A 6,844-nucleotide genomic window follows, 5' to 3' on the forward strand; every position below is an offset into this window, starting at 1 on the left:
TCTTTTTCATAGGTCCGTTCCCACCATTTTGGGGAGGTACGTACTGAGATAATTCTTTTTTGGTTCTTAAGCCTTGAGCACCCATTAATCCTACACCTCTCTGCATCTACAAAGTTAAATGTTCAGCAATCGGGCCTAATACTAATACTGGGAAGAAAGTTAAAGCCCCAACGATAAATACAGCCCCAATAAATACTCCTGCAAATAGTCCGTTATCTGTTCTAAACGTACCAATTGTTTCTGGAACTGTACGTTTGACACCCAATGAGCCTGCAACCGCAAGCATTGTTACAATGGAGAAGAACCTTCCAAGATACATGACAATTCCGGTAGAAATATTCCAGAAGTTTGTTGCATCTCCTAACCCTTCGAAGCCTGAACCGTTATTAGCTGCTGAAGAGGTATATTCATAGATTACTTGTGAAATCCCATGAAAACCTGAGTTCGAAATTACTTCGTGTCCGAGTGGTGTAAAGAAAGCAACAGCTGAAGCTCCTAATATAAGCAACGGATGAATCAAAAGCGTTGCAGCAATCAGCTTCATTTCTTTCCCTTCTATCTTTTTACCCAGGAATTCTGGAGTACGTCCTACCATTAATCCAGATAAGAAAACACCAATAATCGCATACATTAAGACGTTGACAAATCCGGCTCCAACCCCGCCATAAACGGTATTTAACATCATATTGGATAAAGTAACTAATCCGCCTAGCGGAGTCAGAGTATCATGCATCGTATTAACAGCCCCAGTTTCAGAAGCCGTTGTGACTACCGAGTAAAGAGAAGATTGAGCAACACCAAATCGTACTTCTTTTCCTTCCATACTTCCTTGATCATGTTGCACGCCTAGAGCATTGATCGCTTGGTTCCCTTGATATTCAGCACTTAGTGAGATGCCAAGGAACAGAATGAACATCATCGTCATGGAAACGAAAAGAATTCGTCCCTGTTTTTGATTTCCAACCATTTTCCCGTACGTAAACGGTAAAGCCATCGGTAATAGGAGCATTAATAAGATCTGCATCAAGTTACTCATTGCATTAGGATTTTCAAACGGATGTGCTGAGTTAACTCCGAAAAATCCACCACCGTTATTTCCTAATTCTTTTATGGATAAAAACGAACCAACCGGGCCAACTGCTATGTTTTGTTTTCCGCCTTCAACTGTCGTTGCAGTAACAGTTGGATCTAATGTCTGCGGTACTCCGAGTGCTACGAAAATGAGTCCTGTTACAAAAGCAATCGGCAGGAGAACACGAACGATACCCCTAACCATATCCACAAAAAAGTTACCTAAAGACTTACCAGATAACCCGCGAATGAATGCAATCGCTACTGCCAATGCTGTAGCTGGTGCAACAAACATCATAAACAGAATTCCAATCATCTGAGACAGATAAGACAAACCGCTCTCACCACTATAGTGCTGCAGATTCGTATTCGTCATAAAACTTACTGCTGTGTTAAATGCAAGGCTTGGATCCATGTTTGCTATCTTACTCGGATTCAGAGGCAAACTGCCTTGAAAACGGAAGATTAAGTAAACTAATAGAATCATAATCGCATTGATCACGATTACTGATGAAGCATAAACTTTCCAAGATTGATTTTTATTTTTAATTCCACTAATGGAATAAATCAGTTTTTCGAATGGATAAAAGAGTTTATTCTTATTAGAATAATTGAACGAGTTCGCTAAATAAATTCCTACTGGTTTTGCAATCAAAAGAGCTATAAGTAGAGTTATAGCTATAGAGAGTAAACTGACTAACAACGGAAAAACCTCCTAAAATTTCTCTGGATTCAATAATACGTAAAGAAGATACACCGTTGTTAAAACGGCTACTCCAAACATGACAGTCATCATTTATTTACACTTCCTTCATCAACAACACTCGATGACCATTTAGCTAGACCCATCATTAATGCTGGCATTCCAATCATTAATAACACCATTATCACATCTAACATTTTTACACCTTCTTTTTATTAGTTCATTGTTCTAAGTAACCATTCAGCATTAGAGATAAATTTTTGATAGCCTCTTGAGCATCACAACCTTCAATTCTAAGTGTGATCGGTTTGTTTTGATTTCTTGAATAGTGTGACAAAAAGAATAGATTAACGGATAGTAAGCCTTTCGCATTAATCTGTATCCCTTGATAAAAGAAAAGAATCTCACTTTCGAAAGAACCAGCAGCATTGACAAATTCATTGATCTGTCCGATCGACAACCTTTTTGGCAATAATACAACTGACTCTGTTCCCATGTTTTCCCCCTGCCTATCACTGGTATGGATTTACAGAGGGAACATCTTATCTATGATGGGTTCCCTCCTGTAATTGTTTAACCTTTACTTCTAAGCGTGTCTTGTATGATCCATTTTGAGAGACTATGTTGAATCACACTTGCATAATAAGCATTCAATTGATCTCTTTTCGCTTTTAATAAAATCTGTTCAATTTCGTTTGGACTTAATCTCATAAATGGATTCCTCCGCTCTTTTTTTATGAAGATAGTAAGAATTGAATGTTTCCAGTTTTGTTATAGATCACATAATCGGCACCAAGTTCTTTGTATACACTTGTAATGTACCTAGTGTCTGATTTGATAACATAAACAGGGATGTTATAGATACTGCGAATGAGTTCGATTGTTTGGCAGCATTCCAAAAACCCTGATTCAACAACAATGATTTTCTCTACAAAAGGGCCAACCATTTCAATTAACTTTCGTTTGTCTCTATAGTTCATAACGTATACATGTTGAAAACCAACTTGTGAAAGTCTGTCTTCCTCTTCTCTGCTAGGAACACATAGAACGAGAGATTGATATTCATCACACAATCTTAGTTTCGAAATAAACACATCTGAGACTTGGTCAGGAAACATGATCAGTACGTTTCCAAATGCTTTCGCCATCGTTAACTTCCTCCATTTCTTAAAGAGAACTAGGCTGACCTCTAGCATCTCATGTCAGCCTTAGTTGCACTTATACTATCGTCTTAAACTTGTTGCTACGTCGGAAATCATCGTACAAACAAGTTATACTTTTGGATAGTGAAAAAAAGGCAACAAAAAAGAAGCCTGCGGAAGAGGAACTCTTCTCGCGGCTTCTACACATACTTGAATAAGCGTGTGAATACACGAAATTTGTTGCCTCTCTCTGAACGCTTACGGAGTTAGCTGACGGATTCGGGCTTGAGAGTAGCCCTACTCGATCTCTCGAGATTCACCCCATGCAGACACGATGGACTGCGGTTGGTTCCCCCGCTTCCTAAAGTTTTAGGAATTAAGCGATAAAGACGCATGATATAAGAATCATAATTTGTTAAATTGTTGTTACTCTTTTTTAATGTCCACCTTCCCTCTCCTACCACGCTTACGAAGTTAGCTGACGGGTTCGGACGGCAGAAGTCGCCCGACTTAAATAAGTTTCACCCCAGGCAGTGAAGAACTGCCGATGGTTCCTCCGTTCCAAAAATGGATTCAGCGGTCATGGAAAAAATTTAAAGTTTTACGATAAGGAATATATTACTCCTGGTTTTTACCGTTGTAAATCCACTAAAAACTCTAAAATATTAATATTTCGTATAAAAACGAACTAAATAAACTCATTTAAGAAATAAAATACAAATAAAACATCCTTTTTCTTTAATTTTCTCTATTTTTTAATACATTTCAAATAAAAAAATAGTTGTAATATTTATAAAGAACCAAGTTATGAACTGAGAAATTTTAATTAAAAATAAAAAAGCTAAGCAAATTTAACTTTGCTTAGCTTTTTAAAACGACCTAAAATCCAACCTCTGTCTTTTCGTCCAGAGCCATACACCTGTAAACAGATGAATAGCAAATACCACAAAAATAGCTCCATAACTTTCTGTAATCCAGCTCACAAACCAAATGATTGGTAGAACTAAAAACAAGTTAACAATCATCAAAACCCATGAGGTTCTTGTTATCGCTACAAAAAATAGAATGATTGGTAAAATTAAAAAAATCCAGAATAGTACGTTTTGAAAAGTTGCCATGACTTCCCCTCCACTTTTCATTATAAAAGGGCTTAGCCATAATCTCCACCATTAAACCGATACTTTTTCTAGTTCTAACTCATTTTTGTTTTCATTATCTTCAATATCATACTTTGGTAGAGTTAACATGTAGAATAGGCCAACAAGAATCAGACACCCTCCCACAACCCAAAAAAGCATTTCTACGGTTAGAATTTTCGGGAAAAATACTGCAATTAAACCGAGTGTCATGGTGTGAGACAGCATATTGATCGGTGTAATCCAACCTTGAACACGTCCCATCATTTTAGGGTCTACGATTTTAGGTAACCACCCTCCAATTCCAATATTGATTAAAGGAATGCTAAGCCCAGCTAATCCTGTAAAAATAAAGAATAACAACACATTTGGCGCGATGGCACATAAACTAAGTGACAACCCGCTTACGAATAGACCAAGTACAATCGCATACGAAAGTTTAATCTTTTTAGCGAGCATTGAACATAAAACACTTCCTGTAAGGATAGATACACCGAAGACGACACCCATCCACATCATCATTTGCTCATAATTAACTGGGGCGAGTTTGTATTTCATGATAAAAGCCGGCAAAACTGACAATCCTCCATTTACTATTCCAAACAAGAAAAAACCGAATATTAGTGAAAGAAGAAGCTTAGATTGCTTAATATAGATAAACCCCGCCGCAAAATCTTTCCATACTGTTTTCACTCGGATATCTTTCCATTTATGATGACCATTCGGTAATCGAACCTCTTCACTTACACTCATACTCATAATTAATAATGCTGATATAACATATGTAACAAGATCAAAAGCAATTGCGCCTTGTATCCCTACACTCCAATATATAAAAATAGCAATCATGTTCCCAAATAGCATAAACAAACTGCCTACTATTTGATTCAGGCCAGCCGCTATAGCATAATCCTCTTTCGAAAGCACACCTTGTACCATCGCTTGGTCAGCTGGATGAAAGAACTTACCTACAGCACTTCTTAAGAATAAGATAGTGAATATCAATGGCACCCAATCTAGCCAGATCGCACCCATTAATAGAACGCATAGCCCAGCACAAATCCAATCACAATAGAGTGCGATTTTCTGCCGATCCATCCGATCGGCTAACACGCCTACAATAAAGAAAACAGCAAGTGTTGGCAGAGAATACATCAATTCTGCAAGTGTTGCATAAAACGGCTGTTCCCCGAACTTATCCAGCAAATAAAACATAAAAGCTGTAACTCCTATAATACTTCCCATCATAGAAGTAAAACCGGCAAAAAACAGCTTACTGAAATTTCTATTCTGAAATACTTTCAGAAATTCCTTCATATCATAACCTCCAACTTTACTTCATTTGTATGTGCCATTACCATTTTCTACCTTATGTTATAAATTGTAAATAAATTTCTGTGATGTTTAACAAGAAATATTGAGCATATTTAATCCGTTATCAGTGTTAAACTCATTTGAATTTATAAATGAAAAGAATACTACGATATAAAGGTTGAACTTTATGCTTTATGACGATACTCTAGACAGAGAGCATAATAGAGAGGATACTAAAATGATTCATTTATTTTCACACAACGATTTAGACGGAAAATCGTGCGGTTATTTAGCACAATTAGCTTTTGGAGACAATTGTAAAATATCTTATTGTTCTCACGGAACGATTAATGATCGTGTAGAAATGCTGCTCGATAATCCGAGAGAAAGAAAAACAGAAATTATTATTACAGATATTGCGGTTAATGAAGACCTAATGATGCGATTAGATGAACGCTCGAATGCAGGTGGAAAAGTCAAGTTGATCGACCACCATGCAACAGCGCTTCATTTTAATGGATTTGATTGGGGACATGTTCAAGTTCGTTATGATGATGAACGATTAACATGTGCTACTTCCCTTTTTTACGAATATTTAATCGAGAACGGTAAGCTTAAACCAACAGGTGCGCTCGATGAATATGTAGAGCTTGTACGTTTATATGATACGTGGGAATGGTTTGACCAAAAAGTTGAAGCTAAGCGGCTAAATGACTTATTCTTTATCCTTCCTCCTGATAAATTTGAGGATCAGATCATGGACCGTTTAAAAGGTGATTCTTTTCAGTTTTCAGAAACCGAAACGACGATTCTCGACCTTGAAGAAGAGAATATTGCAGATTACATTAAAAAGAAACAGCGACAGATGGTCGAAATCTGGGATACTTGGTCTTTAGGTGAAGGATCTGAAGAGAAAACGTATAAGATTGGTATTTTGCATGCTGAGCGTTATCACTCTGAGCTTGGAAACGAGATTAATCGTGAGAATCCACACTTAGACTTGATTGTAATCTTAAATATCGCTAACAAACGGATCGGTCTTCGTACCATCCATGATGAGGTGGATTGTTCGATCTACGCAAAACAATATGGAGGCGGTGGGCACCCGAAAGCTTCAGGTGGAAACATGACTTCTGAAGCATTTGAAAAGTTTGTTGTCGCTGCATACCATGAACAGCCTAGACGAATTGATGCACCGAAGAACGAACATAACGTGAAGGAAAATCCTGATGGCAGCTTATACGTGAACAATCATCGTGAAGTATCTAAGATTTATTCTGAAGATAACCAAACATGGCTGATCACACATAAAACACATCCCGTTGATGAAACATTTGAAAGCTATCAAGCAGCGGAAAATTACGTCAAGCGTCATTTTGAAGGCTGGTTAATGCGGGATGATGAAGCAAATAACAATAACTAATGAAAAAAAACTCACACCTTAAAATAAGGTGTGAGTCAGAACGTAGACAAACCCC

General features: G+C 37.3%; 9 protein-coding genes and 2 riboswitches. Of the genes, 1 reads left to right on the plus strand and 8 read right to left on the minus strand.

All coding sequences use genetic code 11. The features are described 5' to 3' along the window. Window positions 1-106 precede the first annotated feature (106 nt). The 8 genes from kdpA to P4V41_RS06570 form a co-directional block, all read right to left on the minus strand. Window positions 107-1,774, minus strand: a complete 1,668-nt coding sequence (gene kdpA, locus P4V41_RS06540; RefSeq protein WP_328084014.1) for a potassium-transporting ATPase subunit KdpA — start codon at window positions 1,772-1,774, stop codon at window positions 107-109. 12 nt (window positions 1,775-1,786) lie between these two features. Further along, window positions 1,787-1,867, minus strand: coding sequence for a potassium-transporting ATPase subunit F (locus tag P4V41_RS21650; protein WP_082861312.1), 81 nt, complete (start codon window positions 1,865-1,867; stop codon window positions 1,787-1,789). Then, window positions 1,864-1,971, minus strand: a complete 108-nt coding sequence (locus P4V41_RS06545) for a signal peptide protein (RefSeq protein ID WP_328084016.1) — start codon at window positions 1,969-1,971, stop codon at window positions 1,864-1,866. The genes P4V41_RS21650 and P4V41_RS06545 overlap by 4 nt, the downstream gene beginning before the upstream one ends. A gap of 23 nt (window positions 1,972-1,994) precedes the next feature. Further along, window positions 1,995-2,270: an HPr family phosphocarrier protein gene (locus P4V41_RS06550; protein WP_328084019.1), complete on the minus strand. Its 276-nt coding sequence runs from the start codon at window positions 2,268-2,270 to the stop codon at window positions 1,995-1,997. A 77-nt stretch (window positions 2,271-2,347) separates the two neighbouring features. After that, window positions 2,348-2,485 (minus strand): hypothetical protein, encoded by a 138-nt coding sequence (locus P4V41_RS06555; protein ID WP_197127301.1) that lies wholly within the window; start codon window positions 2,483-2,485, stop codon window positions 2,348-2,350. Window positions 2,486-2,508: 23 nt separating this feature from the next. Next, window positions 2,509-2,922, minus strand: coding sequence for a hypothetical protein (locus tag P4V41_RS06560; protein WP_328084021.1), 414 nt, complete (start codon window positions 2,920-2,922; stop codon window positions 2,509-2,511). Between the two features lie 233 nt (window positions 2,923-3,155). Continuing rightward, window positions 3,156-3,309, minus strand: a riboswitch (cyclic di-AMP (ydaO/yuaA leader). Window positions 3,310-3,363: 54 nt separating this feature from the next. Beyond that, a riboswitch (cyclic di-AMP (ydaO/yuaA leader) is annotated at window positions 3,364-3,505 on the minus strand. 280 nt (window positions 3,506-3,785) lie between these two features. Then, window positions 3,786-4,034: a hypothetical protein gene (locus tag P4V41_RS06565; protein ID WP_328084022.1), complete on the minus strand. Its 249-nt coding sequence runs from the start codon at window positions 4,032-4,034 to the stop codon at window positions 3,786-3,788. A 51-nt stretch (window positions 4,035-4,085) separates the two neighbouring features. Then, entirely contained in the window at window positions 4,086-5,369 is a 1,284-nt protein-coding gene (locus P4V41_RS06570) for an MFS transporter (RefSeq protein WP_328084024.1), read from the minus strand. Between the two features lie 235 nt (window positions 5,370-5,604). Here P4V41_RS06570 and P4V41_RS06575 point away from each other — a divergent pair, with 235 nt between their 5' ends. Next, window positions 5,605-6,789 (plus strand): oligoribonuclease, encoded by a 1,185-nt coding sequence (locus P4V41_RS06575; RefSeq protein ID WP_328084026.1) that lies wholly within the window; start codon window positions 5,605-5,607, stop codon window positions 6,787-6,789. Window positions 6,790-6,844 lie beyond the last annotated feature (55 nt).

The organism is Fictibacillus nanhaiensis, assembly GCF_036213205.1.
In the GTDB taxonomy this organism is placed as follows: Bacteria; Bacillota; Bacilli; order Bacillales; family Fictibacillaceae; genus Fictibacillus; species Fictibacillus nanhaiensis_E.